Annotated in this window: 17 protein-coding genes; 12 read left to right on the top strand and 5 right to left on the bottom strand. The window is 51.0% G+C overall.

The window, feature by feature from the left end:
* Window positions 1-4 precede the first annotated feature (4 nt).
* The gene (locus GQE98_RS00085) at window positions 5-769 is read right to left on the bottom strand and encodes a ComF family protein (RefSeq protein WP_161313515.1); all 765 of its coding nucleotides are present in this window, start codon (window positions 767-769) and stop codon (window positions 5-7) included.
* 114 nt (window positions 770-883) lie between these two features.
* On the opposite strand from GQE98_RS00085, the gene GQE98_RS00080 reads away from it, so the two are divergent.
* Window positions 884-1,780, top strand: a complete 897-nt coding sequence (locus GQE98_RS00080) for a methyltransferase domain-containing protein (protein ID WP_161313514.1) — start codon at window positions 884-886, stop codon at window positions 1,778-1,780.
* A gap of 122 nt (window positions 1,781-1,902) precedes the next feature.
* Window positions 1,903-2,313: a MarR family transcriptional regulator gene (locus tag GQE98_RS00075; protein WP_161313513.1), complete on the top strand. Its 411-nt coding sequence runs from the start codon at window positions 1,903-1,905 to the stop codon at window positions 2,311-2,313.
* Window positions 2,314-2,520: 207 nt separating this feature from the next.
* Here GQE98_RS00075 and mutT read toward each other — a convergent pair whose 3' ends face one another.
* The 3 genes from mutT to ubiG form a co-directional block, all read right to left on the bottom strand.
* On the bottom strand, window positions 2,521-2,955 hold the full coding sequence (gene mutT / locus GQE98_RS00070; RefSeq protein WP_214646478.1) for an 8-oxo-dGTP diphosphatase MutT: 435 nt from the start codon (window positions 2,953-2,955) through the stop codon (window positions 2,521-2,523).
* Window positions 2,936-4,168, bottom strand: coding sequence for a bifunctional glutamate N-acetyltransferase/amino-acid acetyltransferase ArgJ (argJ, locus tag GQE98_RS00065; protein ID WP_161313511.1), 1,233 nt, complete (start codon window positions 4,166-4,168; stop codon window positions 2,936-2,938). The genes mutT and argJ overlap by 20 nt, the downstream gene beginning before the upstream one ends.
* 75 nt (window positions 4,169-4,243) lie before the next feature.
* Complete coding sequence (gene ubiG / locus GQE98_RS00060; RefSeq protein WP_161313510.1) at window positions 4,244-5,005, bottom strand: bifunctional 2-polyprenyl-6-hydroxyphenol methylase/3-demethylubiquinol 3-O-methyltransferase UbiG; 762 nt, start codon at window positions 5,003-5,005, stop codon at window positions 4,244-4,246.
* 180 nt (window positions 5,006-5,185) lie between these two features.
* On the opposite strand from ubiG, the gene GQE98_RS00055 reads away from it, so the two are divergent.
* The 10 genes from GQE98_RS00055 to clpB all read left to right on the top strand — a co-directional run bounded on the left by GQE98_RS00055 (window position 5,186) and on the right by clpB (window position 19,433).
* The gene (locus GQE98_RS00055) at window positions 5,186-6,406 is read left to right on the top strand and encodes an aspartate kinase (RefSeq protein WP_161313509.1); all 1,221 of its coding nucleotides are present in this window, start codon (window positions 5,186-5,188) and stop codon (window positions 6,404-6,406) included.
* Between the two features lies 1 nt (window position 6,407).
* On the top strand, window positions 6,408-7,451 hold the full coding sequence (locus GQE98_RS00050; protein WP_161313508.1) for an NAD(P)H-dependent flavin oxidoreductase: 1,044 nt from the start codon (window positions 6,408-6,410) through the stop codon (window positions 7,449-7,451).
* On the top strand, window positions 7,452-9,716 hold the full coding sequence (ptsP, locus tag GQE98_RS00045; RefSeq protein ID WP_161313507.1) for a phosphoenolpyruvate--protein phosphotransferase: 2,265 nt from the start codon (window positions 7,452-7,454) through the stop codon (window positions 9,714-9,716).
* 83 nt (window positions 9,717-9,799) lie between these two features.
* On the top strand, window positions 9,800-11,203 hold the full coding sequence (locus GQE98_RS00040; protein WP_161313506.1) for a helix-turn-helix domain-containing protein: 1,404 nt from the start codon (window positions 9,800-9,802) through the stop codon (window positions 11,201-11,203).
* Window positions 11,204-11,329: 126 nt separating this feature from the next.
* Complete coding sequence (gene ispG / locus GQE98_RS00035) at window positions 11,330-12,475, top strand: flavodoxin-dependent (E)-4-hydroxy-3-methylbut-2-enyl-diphosphate synthase (RefSeq protein ID WP_161313505.1); 1,146 nt, start codon at window positions 11,330-11,332, stop codon at window positions 12,473-12,475.
* Between the two features lie 39 nt (window positions 12,476-12,514).
* The gene (gene hisS / locus GQE98_RS00030) at window positions 12,515-13,759 is read left to right on the top strand and encodes a histidine--tRNA ligase (RefSeq protein ID WP_161313504.1); all 1,245 of its coding nucleotides are present in this window, start codon (window positions 12,515-12,517) and stop codon (window positions 13,757-13,759) included.
* Window positions 13,760-13,762: 3 nt separating this feature from the next.
* Window positions 13,763-14,854: a peptide chain release factor 1 gene (gene prfA / locus GQE98_RS00025; protein ID WP_425501090.1), complete on the top strand. Its 1,092-nt coding sequence runs from the start codon at window positions 13,763-13,765 to the stop codon at window positions 14,852-14,854.
* Window positions 14,855-14,858: 4 nt separating this feature from the next.
* Window positions 14,859-15,713, top strand: coding sequence for a peptide chain release factor N(5)-glutamine methyltransferase (prmC, locus tag GQE98_RS00020; RefSeq protein ID WP_161313502.1), 855 nt, complete (start codon window positions 14,859-14,861; stop codon window positions 15,711-15,713).
* Window positions 15,714-15,959: 246 nt separating this feature from the next.
* On the top strand, window positions 15,960-16,595 hold the full coding sequence (locus GQE98_RS00015; RefSeq protein ID WP_161313501.1) for a DUF4167 domain-containing protein: 636 nt from the start codon (window positions 15,960-15,962) through the stop codon (window positions 16,593-16,595).
* A gap of 249 nt (window positions 16,596-16,844) precedes the next feature.
* Window positions 16,845-19,433, top strand: a complete 2,589-nt coding sequence (clpB, locus tag GQE98_RS00010) for an ATP-dependent chaperone ClpB (protein ID WP_161313500.1) — start codon at window positions 16,845-16,847, stop codon at window positions 19,431-19,433.
* Between the two features lie 75 nt (window positions 19,434-19,508).
* Here clpB and GQE98_RS00005 read toward each other — a convergent pair whose 3' ends face one another.
* Window positions 19,509-20,963 (bottom strand): peptidoglycan DD-metalloendopeptidase family protein, encoded by a 1,455-nt coding sequence (locus tag GQE98_RS00005; protein ID WP_161313499.1) that lies wholly within the window; start codon window positions 20,961-20,963, stop codon window positions 19,509-19,511.
* Between the last annotated feature and the right edge of the window lie 435 nt (window positions 20,964-21,398).

Genomic DNA, 21,398 nt, shown 5'->3' with positions numbered 1-21,398 from the left:
AGTATTATATAGCGGTGTTTGTTGCTCGAACAACCCGACTAAAGGTGAGGACATCAACTTTTAAAGCTCCTCCCTTCAGCAGGCTTTTACTGCAGGCATTAACAGTTGCGCCAGTTGTCAGAACATCGTCAATCAGCAATATTCTTGCCCCTTCCAACAAGGCTTCTCGTGCTGGATTAACCTTGAAAACTCCCTGCACATTCCGATGGCGGGCTTTCGCGCTTAACCCTCCTTGTGTTCGTGTTGGGCGTGTCCTTATGACAAGATCGTGCACTGCTGGTTTACGCGCAAGTCTCGCAACCTCCTTAGCAAGGAGAGCGGACTGATTGAAGCGTCGTTTGATCAATCTTCTGTGATGTAGCGGAACGGGGCAGATAAAGTCACAATCACCGATCAGATCCACACCCGCACGGTGCATCCAGTTTGCAAAGGTCGGCGCCCGATTGGTCTGATCCGAATGTTTATATCCGAGAATCATATTGCGGCTCGACTCGTCATATTTAAGAACGGCACGTGCTCTTGAAAAGACGGGGGGGCGTTTCAGGCAGGCTGCACAAATCAATCCATCGCCAGCATCATACTCAAATGGAAAACCGCACATTTCGCAAAACGGTGCCGAAATATAAGTCATCTCGGGCCAGCATTGAGCACAGAGATTGCCAGGGGTATCAATTGGTTCAGCGCAATTGACGCAACCCGGTGGAAAGATCGCGTCCAGGGCCGTTTTTTGTATCTGCGCTAACAATCTGGTCGTGTCGGATATGCTCATTTAGGGGAGAATATACGGAAAAGACAATCGAATCCAAATCATTAAAAAGAACATTAAGTGTTAATGTTAGTCTGGGTAATTGTTTCCATCCCATGAAGATGCCATAAAAGCCGAATGAGAAAAATAACGTCGTTACTTCCTCCAGAACAGGTAATTTTTGACCGAAAGCTTGTTGCCAATCACCGAAATCGGGCCGCTAGGCTTGATTGGCCGCGGCATCGATTTCTTTTTGATGAAATCGCGGGGCGGCTGGCCGAACGGCTTCTTGATATCAATCATTCTTTCAGTCTTGCACTGGATCTGGGTGGCCGGGATGGCATGTTTGGTGAAAAGCTATTAGCCATGAAGAAGGTTGACCGTGTAATCAGAACGGACCTTTCTGCGGAAATGCTGGATAAGGCAACAGAACCATCCGTTGTGGCCGATGAGGAATTTCTTCCGTTTAAGGAAAATTCTTTTGATCTGGTCGGCAGCGTTCTCGGCCTTCATTGGACAAATGATCTTCCCGGCGCGCTTTCTCAGATTGCAAAATCGCTCAAACCAAATGGACTGTTTTTGGGGGCGCTTTTTGGCATTGATAGTCTTCAGGAGTTGAAAGCGTGCCTGATCGAGGCGGAATCGGAAATAAAAGGTGGGGTTAGCCCGCGCATTTCTCCTTTTACCGAGGTTCGCGATGCCGGTGCATTGCTCCAGCGCGCTGGGTTGGCGCTTCCGGTCACCGATGTAGACGTCATCACCCTAAAATATGAACATCCATTTGCCCTAATGCAGGAGTTGCGGGGGATGGGGGAAACAAATGCACTCATCGAGCGGCAGAAACATTTTACGCAACGCCGTATTCTGCTACGCGCAGCAGAGCTTTATATAGAGAATTATGCTGACGCGGATGGTCGTGTCCCCGCGACTTTCCAGGTTATCTATATGTCGGGATGGGCGCCCCATGAAAGCCAGCAAAAGCCGATTGCCCGAGGCAGCGGTAAAGTAAATCTGCGAGACTATCTGGAAAAATAGTATTCTTTCGCGCTTACGTGAAAGTAAAAATATTTCTTCGTTAAATGGTTGCGGGCTGCATGCATTTCAGCCGATAGTACCCCTATCGTCAATTCAACGCTTGATCGCGAGTATTATGTAAAATGCGTAAAATTGAAGAAATCCTGAACGGGCGTGATATGAACGCGCAAGAGTACAGGATTATTAATCACTTCTGGACTGAAGTTCGCGTTATTCGAGGAAGGCGGGATCCTAGTCAGACTAAAAATCGCTACCTTGTGGGGTTAGCGCTTAGTTATCGTCGCATGAGTCAGCGGGAGATTGATCTGGAAACACTGGCGTCTCTTACAGGCCTTGGCAGGTCGAGCCTGCAAAAAACCCTTCGGAACATGGCCAAGGATAAGCTTGTTAAGCTGGAGAGGGATCCAGAAGACCTGCGACGTACTTTGGTAAAGCCGACCCAGTATTATCTTGACCAGTCCCTCAATATGTATGAAGAAACCCGCGCTCTCATTGAGGTAACCGCACAACAATTGAAAGCTGCTAAGGATTAATGTGACCACTAGTAGCAATAAAAACAGTTGCCATGGCAAGTGTTTTCGTTTGTAATTTCTAATGTACCCTAGAAGAAATCATGGCGCTTGGTGCCTGCCCTGATTTCTAGCTCATTTAATTGAGAATTGGGTAGCTTAGGTCGGCTTTTGGATGAGGAGAAAGTCCAAATGCCGACCTTTTTGATTTATGCGGCATATCTTCCATCATTACAATAAATCACGAAGCATGGCGACCAAGGGAATATCTGCAGGTGGCATTTCAAAATCTACGAGCCGGTTGGCGCGCACCCATTTGAGTGTCTGGCCCTCCACGGGGCGAGGTATTCCTTTCCAGCGACGACAAACATACAGCGGCATCAGCAGATGAAACTTTTCGTAGATATGGCTGGCGAACGTAAACGGCGCGAGGCAGGCTTCGGTTACATCGATAGCAAGCTCTTCCTTTAACTCACGGATAAGTGCTGTCTCCGGCGTTTCTCCGGCTTCGATCTTGCCGCCCGGAAATTCCCAGAGGCCGGCCATGCTCTTGCCCTCAGGTCGTTGGGCGATCAGGACCCGGTTCTCGTCATCGACAAGGGCAACGGCTGCGACAAGCACTGTAGTTCGTAATGACATCTCGTTTTTAACTTCGGTAATCGGCATTGATCTCAATATATCCATGGGTAAGGTCACAGGTCCAGGCGAAGGCGCTTCCATTACCGACTGCAACATCAACCTCTAGCTCGATTTCCTGCCCCTTCATGTGCGGCGTAACCGCTGTCTCCTGATATGAGGGTGCGCGAGAGCCGTTTTCGGCGATCAGAACGCCGCCAATCTTGAGGTTCATCTTATCGCGATTCGCTTTTTCACCAGATTTCCCAACAGCCATAATAACCCGGCCCCAGTTTGCGTCTTCGCCGGCGATGGCGGTTTTCACAAGCGGGGAATTGGCAATAGCGAGCGCAATTGTTTTCGCGGCGGAATCACTCTCTGCACCTGTGACCTTGACCGTAATAAATTTGCTGGCCCCTTCACCATCCCTCGCAACCTGCTGTGCGAGATCGGTCATGACCTCAAGTAAGGCTTTTTTGAAATTAGCAAGGCTCTCACCAGATGCGTCCACAGGAGGTCCATTCTCCGCACGGCCAGTTGCAAACAGCAAAACGCTATCACTCGTCGATGTGTCAGAATCAACGGTTACGCAGTTAAAGCTTTTCTCATTCGCTTCGCTCAGCATTTGCTGAAGTACGTCGGCGGGAATAGCGGCGTCCGTATAGAGGAAAGCGAGCATCGTTGCCATATCTGGAGCAATCATGCCGGACCCCTTTGCGAATCCAGCAATCATGACTTCTTTCTCACCTATCTTTGCGGTCGCGGCTGCACCTTTGGCAAAAGTATCGGTGGTTAGAATACAATTAGCTGCCGATTTGCCGCCATCAATCGAAAGGTCTTCTGCAAGGCGGGGAAGCAGGTTGGTAATTTTCTCAGTTGGGACGGGCTCGCCGATTACACCCGTCGAGGCGATATAGATATGCTCCGGCGGCGCATTTAACAATTGCGCTGCAGCGGTGGCTGTATCCTCCACGGTTTTCAAGCCGGCGGCACCGGTGAAAACATTCGCTATCCCGGCATTGACAACGAGTCCCCGCGCAATGCCGATGGACAGGATTTTGCGGTCCCAGTCAACCGGAGCGCCGGGCATTGTGTTTTTGGTAAATACACCAGCAACCGTAGTTCCAGGTGCAAACTCTGCCAACATGACATCATCACGGCCTTTGTAGCGCATCCCGGAATTGCCGCAAGCAAATCGGACGCCTGCAATTTCTGGAAGATCAGGAAAAGTCGCAGGCGCAAGTGGAGATTTTTTTAACGTCATGGCGGATCTCTTTGTTAAACAAACCATCCCATTACGGCAAAGGCCTGCTGTTGGTCAATTCTGATTTAACTGGGATTATTCAGGCTTGATCGCTGCGAGCAAATAATTGACGCTTAGATCCTTGCTCAAATGCCAGCGGTTTTCGAGAGGATTATAGGTGGCGCCAGAGATATCCCGAACAGTGAGGCCATTGCCGCGAACAAGCCGGGCAACTTCCGAGGGCTTCAAGAATTTCTTCCAGCTGTGAGTTCCCTTCGGTAGCCAGCGCAGGACATATTCCGCACCGACTATTGCAAAGGCGAAGCTTTTAGCCGTCCGATTTAAGGTGGCGATAAACATAACGCCGCCTGGTTTGAGAAGATTTGCGCAGGCTTCAACAAACCCTTCGATATCGGCGACATGCTCAATGACTTCCATATTCAGGATCACATCAAATTGTTCTCCAGCGACGGCGAGGTCTTCGGCCGTTGTATATCTATAGTCAATTTCCAATCCGGATTTTTCCGCGTGCAGTTTCGCAATCTGGATATTTTTCTCAGATGCGTCCGCAGCAACAACGTCTGCCCCAAGGCGCGCCATCGGCTCGGAGAGCAATCCGCCGCCGCAGCCAATATCAAGGACCCGTAGTCCCTTAAAGGGTTTCAACTTGACCACAGCGTCGTCTGTTTGCAATCCGAAATGATCGATAACGGTGTCGCGGATATAACCAATCCGAATCGGATTGAACTTGTGAAGTGGTTTGAACTTCCCGTTCTCATCCCACCATTCATCCGCCATCGCTGCAAAATTGGCGATTTCACCGGGATCCACTGATTTCGACTTGGCTGTCTTGTTCATAATTACCTCGTCGCAATATGCCTTAATAAAAGTTGTTGTTGTGCAATAAAAATCATCGCGGTGCTTGCCCCACACCCTCTCTTAAGTATAAGTATACGCTCCTTTAAGACCAAAGGGTATTTGTGACTTTTAGATAATATTTGAACCCTCGCGGTGAGCGGGGGGAGAGGTAATGCGGCCATGGCGCGGCTGGTAATGAAATTTGGCGGTACATCTGTTGGCACGGTAGAGCGGATTAAGAATGTAGCGCGCAAGGTTAAACGGGAAGTAGACGCTGGCCATGAAGTTGCGGTCGTTGTTTCGGCAATGTCCGGGGAAACTAATCGCCTGGTCGATCTCGTCTCTGATATGTCTAGCCTGCATGATGCGCGTGAGTATGACGTTGTCGTCTCAAGCGGAGAACAGGTAACGACCGGGCTTTTGTCACTTGCGCTCCAGGATCTCGGGGTATCGGCACGATCATGGCTCGGCTGGCAAGTTCCCATTAAAACGAGCGCCGTGCACAGCGCGGCTCGTATTGAACAAATTGATTGTAGCGAGATCAGTAAACGGTTCGCAGAAAAGCAGGTTGCGGTTTGTGCGGGTTTCCAAGGTATCGGTTCAGATAACAGGATAACCACCCTGGGCCGAGGCGGTTCCGATACGTCTGCGGTGGCCTTGGCGGCCGCATTAGAGGCTGATCGATGTGATATCTACACGGATGTGGATGGTATTTATACCGCTGATCCGCGGATCGCGACAAAGGCCGCAAAACTTGATAAAATTACATATGAGGAAATGCTTGAACTGGCGTCCTTGGGCGCGAAGGTCCTGCAAACGCGATCTGTTGAGATGGCGATGAAACATCGGGTTAAGCTGCAGGTCCTTTCCAGCTTCGAAGACTTGCCGGGAACATTGGTTGTAGATGAGGAAGATATTGTGGAACATCAGGTTGTAAGCGGCGTTACCTATACCCGCGATGAAGCCAAGGTGACGTTACAACAGGTCGCGGACCGGCCGGGTGTGGCCGCGCTTGTCTTTGGCGCACTGGCGGATGCGAACGTAAATGTGGATATGATTGTCCAGAACGTTTCGGAAGACGGCAAGGCAACGGACCTGACCTTTACGGTTGGCCAAAAAGAAATTACACAGGCGTTAAGCGTCCTTGATAAACTCAAGGGAGAGGTTGCCTGCAAGGCGATTGTTCCGGATTCTGATGTCGTCAAGGTGTCGATCGTTGGTATGGGCATGCGCAGCCATGCAGGTGTGGCTAAGACCATGTTTGCGGCGTTGGCGGAGAAAGGGATCAACATACAGGTTATTTCCACATCCGAAATCAAGGTAAGTGTGCTGCTGGCTGAGGAATATACAGAACTTGCGGTGAGAACTTTGCATACCGCCTTTGGACTGGATGCGGCGTAATATGGGGGATCTCGTAATAAACGCCGCGCCAAACCTGCAAACCGCTTGGAAGCGCGGATGCGAGTTCCTTGGAACCAAATACGCCATACTTGGGGGCGCAATGTCCTGGGTATCGGAGCGCAATCTTGTGGCCGCGATTTCAAACGCTGGAGGCTTCGGTGTCATTGCTTGTGGTGCAATGACCCCAGACCTGTTGGAGACGGAGATCAAGGCAACGCAGGAGCTGACTAATAAGCCTTTCGGCGTTAATTTAATCACCATGCATCCGGATCTGGATAAGCTGATTGATGTTTGCTTGTCCCTGAACGTTAGTCATGTGGTTCTCGCCGGCGGTGTGCCCACTAAGGAGACAATTCTCAAAATCAAGGAAGGGGGCGCGAAAACGGTTTGTTTTACCCCTACCTTTGCACTTGGGAAAAAGCTCATTCGTACGGGCGCGGATGCGCTGGTAATCGAGGGAATGGAGGCGGGTGGTCATATCGGACCCGTTTCGACAAGCGTTCTGGCGCAGGAAATCCTCCCCAATATTACGGATGTCCCCGTTTTTGTCGCAGGGGGTATCGGGCGCGGAGAAGCGATTGCCACATATCTGAGAATGGGAGCGTCGGGCTGTCAGCTTGGCACCCGTTTCGTCTGTGCGCATGAATCTATTGCTCATCCGGACTTCAAGAAGGCATTTATGCGTGCGAATGCTCGTGATGCGGTAACGACTGTGCAAGTCGATCCCATGTTTCCTGTTATCCCTGTCCGGGCCCTTAACAATGAGGGAGGCAAGAAATTTATCGAAACACAGCATGAGGTGATCGCGAAATATAGAGCCGGAGAAATGGACCTCGAAACGGCCCAACTTGCTATCGAGCATTTCTGGGCAGGGGCTCTTCGCCGTGCTGTTATTGACGGTGATGTTGAATATGGTTCTGTCATGGCCGGCCAGAGTGTGGGCATGGTCAAGAAAGAACAATCAATCGAGGAGATTATGGAAGAACTCGTGAGCCAGGCACGGGAATCTTTCGAAAATTATGGAGACCAAAGGGACGGGTCATAAATGAGCGGTCTGGGGATCAGTGCGCCGAGATTGCTGCTTCGCAAGCTCCACCAGGTTATGGCGGGGCATGGCGATGCGGAACAGCGCCTGAACGAGATCGTCAGACTGATCGCTGGCAACATGATTGCCGAAGTATGTTCTTGTTATCTGCGTCGGGCGGGAGATGTCTTAGAGCTCTACGCGACCGAAGGCCTGAAGAAAAACTCTGTTCATAAGACGCGGTTGCGGTTTGGTGAAGGGCTTGTCGGCGATATCGCTGCCCATGCGCGTCCTCTTAATCTTTCGGATGCGCAGTCACACCCGCAATTTGCCTATCGACCGGAAACCGGGGAAGAGGAATATCATTCCCTTCTTGGTACACCGATTTTGCGTGGCGGCCGCCTTATTGGCGTTCTGGTTGTCCAAAATAGAACCCGACGCACCTATACTGAAGAGGAGGTCGAGGCGCTACAGACGGTTGCTATGGTGGTGGCAGAACTCGTCAGCTCCGAGCAGATGGTGTCGGCGACGGAGTTCTCGGATACAGCCGGTAATGCGACCTTACCTCATCATATCAACGGACGCATACTGGCAGAGGGATTGGGCGCAGGAACTGCGTTGTTACATGAACCGCGAATTGAGGTCGTACATGCGATTTCGAACAATCGCGCTAAAGAGCTGGCCCGCTTAAATTCGGCTGTTAATTCACTGCAAAGCGCCGTTGAAAAACTCCTGGTCGCGACGAACACGCTTTTTAAGGATGAATCAAAGGAAATTTTTGAAGCCTACAAAATGTTTGCCCATGACAAGGGGTGGCTGAAAAAATTACAGGACGCGGTTAACACGGGATTGACAGCAGAGGCCGCGATCAAGCGCGTTCAGGATGATACTCGCGCTCGTATGAAGGAGATCACAGACCCTTATCTGCGAGAGCGGTTGTCAGAGCTCGATGACCTCGCCAATCGGCTTTATCTCCACCTTGATGGACGCTCGCAAATTGATCGACGAAATCTTGAGAAGGATACGGTCGTGGTTGCGCGGAATATGGGAGCCGCCGAACTTCTGGATTACGACCGTCGGCATCTAAAAGCTGTCGTGTTGGTGGAAGGCACAAGGTCCAGCCATGTCGCCATCGTTGCGCGTGCTCTTGGTGTGCCAGTTGTTGGCCAGTGCGCGGATGTGCTCGACGCTGTGGAACAGGGAGAACTGATCCTTGTTGACGCCGAGCATGGCCAGGTATTCCTGCGCCCCGGCGAGGATGTTCAACAAGCATTCTCCCGAAGCCTGCGCCAACGTGCGCAGCGGCAGGCAAAGTACGCTGCACTGCGGGACAAACCAAATATATCCAAGGATGGTGTACCGCTAAGCCTGAATGTAAATGCCGGGCTGCTTATCGATATCGACCATTTTCCGGAATTAGGTGCCGATGGAATAGGTCTTTTTCGAACTGAACTGCAATTTATGGTTCGTTCCCAGATGCCAAAAATTGACGAACAAACGCAGCTTTATTCGCGTGTTCTCGATAAAATGAATGGGAAGCCGGTTATTTTTCGAACGCTTGATATCGGCGGTGATAAATTTTTGCCCTATCTAAAAACAAAACGGGAAGAAAATCCGGCACTTGGCTGGCGTGCCATTCGAATTGGGCTTGATCGTCCGGCATTGCTGCGCAGCCAACTTAGGGCTTTGGTTCAGGCGGCTGCGGGCCGCGAATTGTCGTTGATGTTCCCGATGATAGCAGAAGTGACGGAGTTTTTGGAAGCCAAGGCAATCCTGAATAAAGAAGTGGAACGGGCATCGCAAAAGAAAGCGGGTCCACCTAAAAAAGTAAATGTCGGTACAATGATAGAGGTTCCCTCAATCGTATGGCAATTGCCGCACTTACTAAAAGAAGTCGATTTTATTTCTGTCGGGTCAAATGACCTGATGCAGTTTTTCTTCGCCGTTGATCGGGGCAATCCGAAAATAAGTGATCGCTATGATACGTTAAGCCCAAGTTTGTTAATGCTTTTGCGTAATATTGCGGACCATTGCGAACAGGCGGGAAAACCCTTCTCTATCTGCGGCGATATTGCGGGAAGACCTTTAGAGGCGATGGCTTTGCTTGGTCTGGGGTATCGGAATTTTTCGATGTCTTCTGAAACCTTAGGTCGGGTCAAGGAGATGGCACTTAGCACTAATATTGGAAAGCTGGAAAATTTTGTCCGAGGCCTTTGCCAGTCTCGGGATCATTCGGTGCGCGATCAACTACGCGCATTCGCTCGGGATCATTCGATTATAATATAGATTTTGAACTTTCCTTATTTTTGCCGATAATGGCGATTAAGCTGTTGAGACAAGTTAAATAGCGGTAATTTTGGCGTTCCATTATGACGAGAGACAGCAACCGACGAAATGTCGTGAAACAACCTAACCTGTTTAGCAGAAATGCGGCCAAGGAGAATAGGTTGTCGTTCAAGGCGACAGACGAGAATATTGATTTGGCAGAAGAAAGCCCGTTTACTGTGGGGGCTCAATTGCGTGCGGCCCGCGAAGCAAAAGGCCTTTCGCTGCATCAGGTTGCAGATATCTTGCGTCTGAAGGCAAGCCAGGTCCATGCGCTGGAAGAGGGTAATTTTAGCAGTCTGCCAGGGCAGACATTTGTTACCGGATTTTTACGCTCCTATGCGAATTTGCTGGATCTTGACGCGGTTGCAATTGTCGAGTTGTACAAGCACGAAGAGGGGGGCGGTTTACACGTGCCCTCTCTTGCATTTCCTGAACCAACTTCAGGTGGACGTATTCCAGGCGCGGGCATTCTTCTTGGAACATTTGTCGTGGCTCTGGTCTTGCTCGCCGGATGGTTCCTGTATCAGGAAAGTGAAAGTATTGATTTTGAACGGGTTGCTGAATTGCCAGAACATCTGGCAAGCAAAGTCCGGGATTTGGAGGATTTTGGATCCGAAAACACTCCGGATGCCCGTGGTCTAGACAATGGCGTGCAAGGCCCGCAAAATATAACAGAAATACCACTTCAAACTTCGATAGAGCCCCCTGAAATTAAAGTTGGGGAAAATACTGACCTCGAAACTTTAAAGGAAGATGTCGCGGCAAGTAATCCAGACGAGGTGACGACCCAAGTAGAAGTGGCGAGCGATACGCTGGAAGGAAGCAACCCTCAAGTCACAGAACCGATTGCGAGTCGTGAGTCAGAAGGAACTGCGGTTGCGTCTTCCGATAGCAGTGAAGCCCTAACAGCTAGTGAGACAGCCGAAGCGACGATAAATGAAGGGGCTTCTATCGCTGCCGACACGTCACAAGCGGCTTCGCCCGATGAAACGCAGATCGCAACTGTTGCGGAGACAACTGAAGAGGAAGCGGCGGTGCCACCGGTATCCGAGCCGCCTGCAGAATCCGTCGGGGCCTATCCACAGGATACGCTGGCGAGCGCGTCCGTCGACCAATTAGAGTCAACCGAGGCGCCGGAAAGCCCTTTGCCTCGCACGTTCGGTGTTGAAAATGCGGATGTCCGGGTCGTGCTTCGTGCGACAGCGGAAAGCTGGGTAGAGGTCAAGGCTGCGGACCAAAAACCCGTGTTGTCCAGGGTGCTAAAACCGGGTGATGTTTATATGGCACCAAATTCACCAGACCTCTTGCTAACGACCGGTAATGCAGGTGGTCTTGAGATTCGGGTTGACGGGAAAGAAATCAGGTCTCTTGGTGGTACCGGCACAATTTTGCGCGGTGTCCCGCTCCTTGCGGAAAGCCTGCTTGAGAATAACGGATTACAATAGCCGCGAATCCTCTTTCTGGATACTGTCGACTAATTGTAGCGCTTGTAATTTCTGTGAATTACAGCCATTTTAGGCGAAATTCAGGGCTACGGCTCTTTTTGACGCAAATATATAAAGTATGACCCCATGAGCATCAGACCCTATCGAGATATTATCCGCCGAAAATCACGCCAGATTAATGTTGGTGATGTGGCCGTTGGCGGCGATGCGCCAATAACCGTGCAGTCGATGACCAATACTTTGACGTCGGACGCCAAGGCTACTATTGCGCAAATTCAGGCGCTGGAAGAAGCCGGCGCGGATATGGTTCGGGTTTCGTGCCCCGATGAGGCGAGCACGGCGGCGCTGAAAGAAATAATTCGTGAAACCCGCGTACCCATTATTGCGGATATCCATTTCCACCATAAACGCGGTATCGAGGCTGCCGAGGCCGGCGCCGCTTGCCTGCGGATCAATCCAGGAAATATCGGTTCTGCTGATCGGGTTCGTGATGTCGTTAAGGCCGCTGTGGATAATAATTGTTCCATGCGGATCGGGGTTAATGCCGGAAGTCTTGAGCGGGAACTTCTGGAGAAATATGGCGAACCCTGTCCAGAGGCAATGGTAGAATCAGCTTTGAACCATGCCCGGATCCTCGAAGATAATGACTTCTTTAATTTTAAGATTAGCGTGAAGGCCTCAGATGTTTTCCTGTCTGTGGCGGCTTATCAAGGGCTGGCCGAGGCTTGCGATTACCCGCTGCATCTCGGTATAACAGAGGCTGGCGGGTTGTCTTCGGGAACGGTAAAATCCTCGATCGGTCTTGGCATGCTGCTTTGGTCCGGCATCGGCGATACAATCCGGGTTTCTCTATCCGCCGACCCTGTCGAGGAAATCAAGGCGGGTTATGAAATCCTGAAAAGTCTCGGTCTGCGACGTCGTGGTGTAACCATTATTTCCTGCCCGTCCTGCGCGCGACAGGCGTTTCCCGTGATCAAGACGGTTGAACGGCTCGAAGAACGGCTGGCCCATATTCAAACACCGCTCACTCTTTCGATCATTGGCTGCGTTGTTAATGGCCCGGGGGAGGCGCGGGAGACCGACATCGGTCTTACGGGCGGCGGTAAAGACAATCATATGGTTTACTTGAGCGGTCTCACGGATCATAAGGTAGCCACAGGGGATATGGTTGATCATATTGTTGAGCTAGTTGAAGCGAAGGCGGCTGAACTAGAAGCGCTGAATGCCAGCGATGAGGCGACGGAAGCCCAAGTTAGCAAACAAATTGCCTGATCCCACCTTTAGAGATTTTTACTAAACGGAGATAAAGACGTGTCACTACCTCAGCCAGTCCGCGGCACCCATGACCTGTTGCCCGAGGATTATTTGCGCCATGCCCATGTGCGGGAGACAGCCCGCGAGATGGCATCGCGTTTTGGGTATGCGGAGATGGCGACGCCGATTTTTGAGTTTACCGAGGTTTTCGCGCGAACCATGGGGGAAAGCTCTGATGTGGTATCGAAGGAGATGTATTCTTTCGAAAGCCGAAGCGGGGAAAGCATGACGCTGCGCCCGGAGTATACTGCCGGGATCTGCCGCGCCTTTATCAGTAACGGCCTGCAACAGAATGTCCCCTTCAAGGCATTCGCGGCGGGTCCGATGTTCCGGTATGAGCGCCCGCAAAAAGGTCGGCAAAGACAGTTCCATCAGATTGATGTGGAGTGCATTGGCGCCGCGGAGGCGAAGGCAGACATAGAGGTGATCGCCGTTGGTGCCTCGATCCTTCACAAGCTGGGTGTGCTTGAACATTGTACTCTCGAGATCAATACTCTTGGTGATCAGGAAAGCCGCGAGGCTTATCGTGCAGCGCTCGTCGACTATTTTAGTGACCACAAGTCCAGCCTTTCCAAGGATAGTCTTGACCGGTTGGGGCGCAACCCGCTTCGTATTCTTGACAGCAAGGATAAGGGTGATCGGATACTTGTTGAAAATGCCCCGCTGTTTACCGATTACCTCAACAGCTTTTCGAGTGAATTCTTTGCGGAGGTACTCGATGGGTTATCGCTTCTTGGTATCAATTATGAACTGAATCGGCGCCTGGTGCGTGGGCTTGACTACTACACGCATACTGCTTTTGAATTCGTGACAACGGCACTTGGTGCCCAAGGTGCGGTGATTGCCGGCGGTCGCTATGATGGACTAATCGAAATGCTTGGCGGAAAACCAACGCCAGGAATTGGTTGGGCAGGAGGAATTGAGCGCCTCGCTATGCTGATGGATGATGTCCCGATCGCCGAGCGCCCCATTGCGATTGTACCAGTGGGGGAGACCGCGGAGGCATTCACGGCGAAACTCGCTTATCAACTCAGGCAGGAAGGGCTAAACATTGAAATGGCCTTCAAAGGTAATGTTGGCAAACGCATGAAACGGGCGAACAAGCTAAACGCTCGTGCTGCCGTCCTAATTGGCGAAGATGAACTCGCTCGTAATGTTTGTAGTCTCCGCGATCTCGATCAGGGAGAACAGAGCGAAATACCTCTCTCTGAACTTTCAGCTGCGCTTGGCGCTCTCGGTTAAGGTCTGGAAATGCTTCCTCAAGAAAAGCTCAAAATGATTCAAGCCCGCTCCGAGGAATTGGAAGCGGCGATGTCTGGTGAAATGGGGGAAGTTGCGCCGGAGGATTTCGTGCGCATGAGCCGCGAGTATTCCGATATCAAGCCGCTGGTCGAGGCAATCCAGAAATATCAGTCTGCCCGCGCAGAGTTAAGCGATCTGGAGGAAATGCTTGAGAGCGACGACACCGACGCGGAAATGAAAGAGATGGCGGAGCTGGAAATAGAAGAGATCAAGCCGCGTCTTCCTGATCTTGAGCATTCCATCAAACTTCAGTTGCTGCCAAAGGATGATGCGGACGAGAAGAATGCAATCCTTGAAATCCGTGCGGGTACAGGTGGGGATGAGGCGGCGCTTTTTGCCGGCGACCTTTATCGGATGTATCAGCGCTATTCGGAAACAGAAGGCTGGAAATGTGAAACAATGTCCTTTTCAGAATCCGATCTTGGCGGAGTAAAGGAAGTTATTGTCAAGGTAACCGGGCGGAATGTCTTCGCTAATCTTAAGTTTGAATCCGGTGTCCATCGGGTGCAAAGGGTACCGGAAACGGAAACCGGCGGCCGTATCCATACATCGGCAGCGACTGTTGCCGTGCTGCCAGAAGCGGAAGAAGTGGACGTGCAGATCGCTGAAAATGATATCCGTGTTGATATTTTCCGGGCATCTGGCCCTGGCGGTCAGTCAGTGAACACAACAGACTCCGCCGTGCGGATTACGCATATTCCAACTGGAATTGTTGTGCAACAGCAGGACGAAAAGTCCCAGCACAAGAACAAGGCCAAGGCGATGAGCGTATTGCGCTCTCGTATTTATGAAGCACAACGTGCGGCACTAGCCGCGGAACGATCTGCAGAGAGAAAGGGCCAGGTTGGCTCTGGCGATCGATCAGAGCGTATCCGGACCTATAACTTCCCACAAGGGCGGGTTACAGATCATCGTATCAATCTCACACTTTATAAACTTGATAAGGTGTTAGCGGGAGAGGCTCTTGGCGAAATTATTGAAGCCTTGATTGCGGAAGACCAGGCGGCGATGTTGGCAGAAATTGAAGGCGGCTAAGCAAATGACAGGCTCACTCCGGTATCTGGTATCGGAAGCTGGTAAAACTCTGGCGCAGGCTGATGTTGCTAATGCTAGGCGCGAGTCCGCCCTGCTCCTTTCCTATGTTCTTAACGAAGATATAGGGTATTTGCATCGGGAACCGGATCGCGTTCTGAGCAAGGATGAGCGCCAGAGATTTGAAACGCTCATTACGCGTCGCGCCGCGCGAGAGCCACTCTCGCATCTCACCGGACATCGGGAATTCTGGAGTCTTGATTTTCTGGTAAACGCAAACGTTCTTGATCCGCGCGCCGATAGTGAAACATTGATTGATATTGTGTTGGCGGCGCAAAAAAGGGGCTTCAACCCAAGTCGTATACTTGATCTTGGAACGGGTAGTGGGTGTCTGCTGCTAACACTTTTAAGCGAGATTCCGACGGCGACAGGTGTTGGGGTTGATGTTAGCGATGTCGCCCTTAAAATTGCCCGAGAAAATGCAAATCGGTTAGGATTGAAGACGCGGGTAGACTTTCAACGAGGTAATTGGGAAATAGATCTTGGAGAAAAATTTGATCTTGTGATCAGCAATCCGCCGTATATCCCATCAGGCGATATAAAAGATCTCCAGCCAGAGGTTCGCGATTTTGAACCGCGTCTTGCATTAGACGGAGGAGCGGATGGACTTGATTGCTACCGTGACATTATTTCCAATATCCGGAATGTTTTACGTCCAGGCGGATTGTTAGTATTTGAAGTTGGCATAGACCAGGCTAAAGATGTTGGACAGCTAATGCATGATTCTGGGTTCACATCGGTACAATTTCATAAGGATATTGCGGCTATTGAGCGATGTATATCGGCTTTTCTTCGTGATTAGCGTGCTTTTTTGAAAAAAAGGTTGGATTATTACGCGAACAGATTGTAGGGTTTCTACAGATCATATGTGAAGAACAAGACCTAATCATAAGGTCCATGATCACTATTTAATTCAAATTCTGGCCTAAGCTTCTGGATAATAGGAACCTTGGTAGTGCACGAGCGGGTTTTATGCAGGTGCCCGAATTGAATTGATTTTACACTAAAGCGAAATTTTAAACTCTAGATTGGCGGAATCATTGCAATTATGCGAGTAAGTAGTAACAGACGTCCTCGTGGTGGGCGGACGAATTCTGGTGGAGGTCGACCCGGATCAGGTAACAATCGTCGGCAGAATAGTGGCAATAGAAATTACGACAGCAATGGTCCCGACGGCAAAATCCGGGGAACGGCCAACCAGGTTTATGATAAGTATGTAGCTCTTGGAACGGATGCTCAAACATCGGGAGACCGTGTTGCGGCGGAGAGTTATTTCCAGCATGCAGAGCATTATTTCAGAATTATCGCAGCGAATACGGTCGTGCCTAAAGAAAAACAGCCGTCTGAAACGCCAGATAATACTCCGGTAGTTTCGGAGGGTGAAAATGAGGGGCAGCCGCAAAGTAAATCGAGAAATCGAAATAGTGATGATCAGGTTTCCAAGAGTGAGGGAAAAGACGTAACGGAGAGTGAAAACAAGGTTGTCGATCTGGCTAAGACTGAGCAACCTGTTATTGAAACCTCTGACGTGAGTGATGAGGCAAAACCTGCAGATGCGTCTGGTGTTGATGAAGAAGAGGCAAAACCGAAACGCAAGGTGAGCCGTACACGAACCCTTCGGCGCCGAACATCCAGCCGGAATGTCAGTGAAAAAGATAGCGAAGAAGTAAACTCAACTGAATAAGGTTATTTGGGGCTTTTTGTTACAAGGCCTGAGAGAAACCAAAAAAGGAGACCCGATATGGTCTCCTTTTTGCGTTCTAGGGGCCATTATGAACGTTGAATGATCCTGATTTCAAACTTGAAATCAACCAGAGATCGCCCACATATAAATCAATGATGAAGCCGTTGGCGGGCTTGAAAAATGGTTGCCTTTAAGGGACCATCATAAAGGTTGCGCAAGGAAACAACGGTCTATGTGTCGAGGACGAGCATGGATATAGAAAAATATACAGACCGGTCGAAAGGATTTATCCAATCGGCCCAATCATTGGCGTTACGTGAAAATCACCAAAGGCTGACGCCGGAACATCTCCTAAAAGTACTTCTGGATGACAAGGAAGGACTGGCTAGCGGATTGATCGCCAAAGCAGGCGGCGATGCGAATATCGCCCGTCAGGGCATTGAAGCGGCTATGGCCAAGCTGCCGCAGGTCACGGGAAGTGGCGCGGGCCAGATCAATTTGACGCCGGAGCTTGCACGTGTTTTCGCCTCTGCTGAGAAATTAGCGGATAAGGCGGGAGACAGTTACGTAACGGCGGAACGGCTTCTCCTTGCGCTCGCGCTGGAAAAAGGAACGGAATCCGCAAAAATCCTGAGCAGCGCGAATGTCACGCCCAATAACCTGAACGAGGCGATTAATGACTTGCGCAAAGGCCGGACGGCTGATTCCAGCGGAGCGGAAGCAAGTTATGATGCGCTGAATAAATATGCCCGAGACCTGACCGAAGCGGCGAAGAAAGGCAAGCTTGATCCGGTCATCGGCCGAGATGAAGAAATTCGCCGGACCATTCAGGTCCTCTCACGTCGGACCAAGAACAATCCGGTCCTGATCGGAGAGCCGGGCGTTGGTAAGACTGCCATTATTGAAGGCTTGGCACGCCGGATCGTCAATGGCGACGTGCCGGAAAGCCTGAAAGAAAAGAAGTTGATGAGCCTCGATCTGGGACAATTGATCGCTGGCGCCAAATACCGCGGGGAATTTGAGGAACGCTTGAAAGCGGTCCTGTCTGAAATTTCCGCTACTGGCGGGGAAATCATTCTCTTCATTGACGAATTGCACACACTTGTTGGCGCTGGAGCGGCGGAAGGCTCGATGGATGCGTCCAACCTTCTGAAACCTGCGTTGGCTCGCGGTGAACTCCATTGTGTTGGCGCAACCACGCTTGATGAGTATCGGAAATATATCGAAAAGGATGCGGCGCTGGCGCGTCGGTTCCAGTCGGTCTTTGTGTCCGAACCAACGGTTGAGGATACGATCTCTATCCTGCGTGGTCTCAAGGAGAAATATGAAGTCCATCACGGCGTTCAGATTTCCGACAACGCTCTTGTCGCCTCCGCGACCTTATCAAACCGATACATTACTGACCGTTTCCTGCCTGACAAAGCAATCGATTTAATGGATGAGGCGGCTAGCCGTCGCCGCATGGAAGTGGATAGTAAGCCAGAGGAAGTCGATGAGCTGGACCGCAAGATCCTGCAAATGAAGATTGAGGCATCCGCGCTGGAAAAGGAGTCCGACAAACCGTCAAAGGAGCGGCTTGAGAAGCTGAAAAAAGAACTGGTCGAGCTTGAGAAACAATCTGCTGACCTCACCGAAAGCTGGCAGATGGAGAAAGAAAAGCTCAACCGCGCGCAGAGCGTGAAAGAGCAACTTGACGCCGCCCGCAATGAACTCGCGAATGTTCAGCGGCAGGGCAACCTGCAGCGCGCAGGCGAGCTTGTCTATGGGGTTATACCGGAGCTTGAAAAGCAGCTTGAAGAGGCCGAAGAGGCAGAAGGTTCCTCCATTGTGCGCGATAGCGTCAAGGAAGAGGACATTGCGGGGGTCGTCTCCCGCTGGACGGGAATCCCTGTCGACAAGATGCTCTCGGGCGAGCGAGAGAAACTGCTGAATATGGAGACCGAACTGCGCAAACGTGTCGTCGGGCAGGAAGAAGCGCTTGTCGCGGTCTCCAATGCGGTTCGTCGCTCTCGGGCCGGACTTCAGGATCCGAACCAGCCGATAGGTTCCTTTCTGTTCCTCGGGCCGACCGGCGTTGGTAAGACAGAATTGACCAAGGCCTTAGCTGGGTTCCTGTTCGATGATGAGCATGCGCTGCTCCGAGTTGATATGTCCGAATATATGGAGAAGCACAGTGTTGCACGCCTGATCGGCGCCCCTCCTGGGTATGTTGGCTATGATCAAGGTGGTGTCATTACGGAGGCCGTTCGTCGCCGACCTTATCAGGTTATCCTGTTTGACGAGGTTGAGAAGGCGCATCCGGATGTCTTCAACATCCTTTTGCAGGTTCTGGATGATGGCCGCTTAACGGACGGGCAGGGGCGAACGGTGGATTTCAAGAATACACTTATCGTTCTGACTTCCAACCTCGGTAGCGAGCATATGTCCAGTGGTGATGACCTAGATGACGAACTGGTCCGTCACAACGTAATGGAAACGGTTCGGACATCTTTCCGGCCGGAGTTCTTGAACCGGTTGGATGAGCAGATCATATTCCATCGTCTGAGCCGCGATAATATGAACGCCATTGTCGATATCCAACTCGGCCATCTGCAGAAACTTCTGGCTGATCGAAGAATTGAACTTGATCTTGACCCGACAGCTTACGAGTGGATTGCCAACCGGGGCTATGACCCGATCTACGGTGCCCGGCCTTTAAAACGGGTGATTCAGCGGTATCTTCAGAATCCGTTGGCATCGCAGATATTGGAGGGCAACATCTCGGACGGCGCGAAGGTGAAAGTTAGCGCCGGAGAAGATGGGCTCCTGATTAACGACGTATTGGCTGACGCAGCATAAGGTCATATGGGATAGGAAAAAAGAAAGCGGCTACCTCTCGGCAGCCGCTTTTTTCGTTACAGGCTTATGTGCGGGTTAATTGGCCTTCACGCTTGCAAGTTGGGTTTCCAGTTCAACGCTGGCAACTTCCTTCTGTATTTGGTCTTTATGGCTATTGAAAGCCGAGAGCATCTTTCCGCCGAGTTTCCGTCCTGCAGGCAACTTGACCGATAGCGGGTTAATCTGTCGGCCGCCTTTATGTACTTCGTAATGCAGATGAGGGCCGGTGGAGCGGCCGGTCGTGCCGACATAGCCGATGGTTTGCCCCTGCTTGACGCGGGCTCCCTTGCGGATGCCTTTCGCGAATTTGCGCATATGAGCATAGGCAGTTTTGAATTCACTGTTATGGCGGATGCGGACGTAGTTGCCATATCCACCGTTGCGTGCCGCGAATTCAACGATGCCGTTACCGGCCGCCATGATTGGCGTTCCACTGCGGGCCCCAAAATCGACGCCGCGGTGCATTTTGGTATAGCCGAGTGTCGGATGCTTGCGTTTTCCAAACCCCGAGGTCAGGCGAGCACCATCAATCGGTGTCCGCATCAGCGTCTTTTTAACGCTTCGGCCTTTGTCATCATAATAGTCGGTGAAACCATCATCATCTGTCTTGAAACGATAGACGGATAGCTCTTTTCCGCTCAAGGTCATGGTCGCCCAGAGGATGGAGCCCTCTTTTAGAAAGTTACCATTCTCGTCGGAGAACCGCTCGAAATAAACCTCGAAGCTGTCACCGGGTTGAATTTCGCGCTGGAAATCGACGTCATAGCTGAAAATTCGGATCAGGTCGACGATGGTCTTGGTTGGAATGCCTGCCTGCGCCGCAGACAGAAAGAGGGAGCTTTGAATTGCTCCACCCGCCCTGATCATTTTCCGATCGAGTTCCAGAACTGTTTCCTGGGCGGTAAAACCTTCGCCAGGTGTGCGGACGGCCGCCAATTGCCGATCAACATCTTCTTTCAGGGAAACCCGGATAAGGCTTGGGGGCGCGTCATCATTCTCGTTCGCCCCGTCAGTACCAAAATAAAGCGTGACATCCTGCCCGATTTTTAGGCTGCGCGGGTCAAAAATTTCATTGAGTGCTGTTATAGCTTCATGACTTTCCGCGCGGTCAGCGCCGGCGCGTGTCAAAACCTTTATAAGGGTATCACCCTTACTGACGGAGACCGTTTTCGTTAATTCATTGAGGTTTTGCGCCGCCGGGGCGACATAAGCAGCAATAGCGACTTCCGGGCTATTCTTGTGAATTTCAGTCGTCTCGGTTGTTTCTTGCCCGTTTGCTTCCGCTGTGACAGTTTCCTCACGAACTACAGCAAGCGTCTCCGCTCCCTGTTCTGTGTGGCTTATTTGAGCGGACTTTTCAATAGAATCCGGCAAAAGGGCCGTTACCAACAAGGCACCTGCTGCCCCCCCGGCTATCATTGTCAAAACAGGTGTCAGCAAGGACTTGCCGAATAAACCCGATTGGCTATTTGATCTCGTTTTCTTCAGCACTCGTTGGACCACCCGCTGTAATGTGTTGATTCAGAAGCTATTAACCATATTAACGCGACAAAAGATGCTGCCAGAGTGAAATTTTGTCAAGTATTCCTCAATTTTTCCTTAAGTTGGTCAAACCCCTTGTATCGATGGTGATCAAGGGGGCGATTCAAGCAACAGACATTCCCTTGGTCTGTGCCCCTCTTACCTTGATCTTTGTGTTGGCATAACAGGCTTGCTCCGACGTTCCGGAAGAGCAGTTTGTATGGGAAGTTTGCGGCATAATCATGACCTNGTCAAAAAAGATTCAAATTAGTCGTTGACGTGGTTGGATGATGGTCCTATAAACCGCGTCACGCCGACGGGGCGGGTCTGGTTTGAGGGTTCGGATTTGAGCTTTTAGATTAAGATTTGTCTGGTTGGTTTTTTTGTCTGGATTTGTATTTGGAC

This window comes from Sneathiella litorea, assembly GCF_009882915.1.
Classification (GTDB): domain Bacteria; phylum Pseudomonadota; class Alphaproteobacteria; order Sneathiellales; family Sneathiellaceae; genus Sneathiella; species Sneathiella litorea.
Note: the sequence above shows the minus strand (reverse complement) of the source record. Positions and strands in the feature narration are given on the sequence as shown.